We start from the raw sequence: 1,390 nt of genomic DNA, 5'->3' as shown, positions 1-1,390 counted from the left end.
AAAAGTCTAACGCGTTAGACAAAGTAGTCCTGTTACTACAATTCGACATATGTGTGTAAAGCAAGTAAAGAGGTCGAGAAAGCATAACTCTCCTCCATTACTAGCTTTTAAATGACACTCACATCAAAATACAACAAAAAAGGGAGAGGGCAAGCGCCAAAGATAACCATCCCTAGCTTTAACGACATTAAATAAAACAACTGTTAACAACAAAAACTTAACTAGTCTACTTTAGATCTTTGGTGTTCATTATTCCTACTATGTTAAACGGGCGAGTTAGCTCTTCAGAGCGATTTATAGGGGAAAAATCAGCATGTCCATTTGAAGCAAGAAGCGCACAATGATAGCCATTTTTCATACTTTGTGAATTTTGACGTAACTGATTAATACTATGAGCAAGCTCAGCTTTGAACTCAGAAAAAATTAATGCCGTGACTTTGGCTCTGTCGAAAAGAGCATGGAGTAATTGAACCTGTTCGATATTTCTCAGGTAAGCGACTTTACGTTCACGAGTTAGGAGAGAGAATTTAAACTCTTTAGGAGAGCCACTGCTCTGCAGTGAAATTGGGGTGGCGATACGTGTGTAGTATACGCTATTTGGAAGTCTCAATAAGTACATCTGCGCAAGATGATTTTCGAGATTTTAGATAAGAAAAACCGACTTAAAAACAGCAATTTAATCTTTAAGGGTAGTGGAGGAATAGGAATAGGAATTTGGAAATTATCTCCAGCATTCCCATTAAAAATAACCTATTGCTATTAGCTAGTTAGACTATTGGGTGTGTGTACATCTACGAAAAAGATAACCACCTGCCGAAGTAGGTGGTTATAGGTTTGAAGCTCAAGAACTCATACGTTAAACGTTAAGGAACTGAGACGCAAGACGCGTACAACTCCTCTTCTCCCATACTAGCCCCTTCGTTACCATTCTTGAGGCTTGCATTTAAAAATCCAGGACCACGACTTGTACTTGACCAGTAACTGAGCCTGACTGGCCAGCCGCGCGCGTTGAACATATTGCCGTATGTATTGAAGAGCTCTAACTTTAACTCATTTTTTGTTGCCAAACGCCAGTTGGTGCGTCCTGCTAAGCTTTCGTTACCATATGTGGCACATAATCTAGATGCATTCTCCCAGGTGAACCAAAAGAAATCTCCAGCAGGCCCAGAGGTTCCAATTTCTTGCGTAAAACCATTATTGACACTTCCTCCGATGCTATGAAGAGCGATTTTTGATGGTGAATTGGTAAACAACTTCCCACTCCCAGTATCGAATATATCAATACATGAAGCACCAGTGAGCGTACATGTATATACATCCACGCTCACTGTGCTACTGGTGACGCCATCTTTAGTGGCGGTTATCGTTGTTTGGCCGACGTTGACGCCAG

Annotated in this window: 2 protein-coding genes; both read right to left on the bottom strand. The window is 40.8% G+C overall.

Annotated features, from left to right (window positions below; translation table 11 throughout):
- Positions 1-226: 226 nt before the first annotated feature.
- Entirely contained in the window at positions 227-619 is a 393-nt protein-coding gene (locus ACED28_RS23215; protein WP_102556876.1) for a DUF6538 domain-containing protein, read from the bottom strand.
- A 244-nt stretch (positions 620-863) separates the two neighbouring features.
- Positions 864-1,390 (bottom strand): DUF1566 domain-containing protein (locus tag ACED28_RS23210; protein ID WP_371710857.1); only part of this gene is annotated, 527 nt, incomplete at its 5' end.

It is taken from the genome of Vibrio sp. 1F253, from assembly GCF_041439295.1.
Classification (GTDB): domain Bacteria; phylum Pseudomonadota; class Gammaproteobacteria; order Enterobacterales; family Vibrionaceae; genus Vibrio; species Vibrio tasmaniensis_A.
This window is presented reverse-complemented; position numbering and strand designations above follow the sequence as displayed.

Coding starts and splice junctions, on each gene's coding strand:
- ACED28_RS23215 (WP_102556876.1), bottom strand. CDS start 619: ATGTACTTATTGAGACTTCCAAATAGCGTATACTACACACGTATCGCC.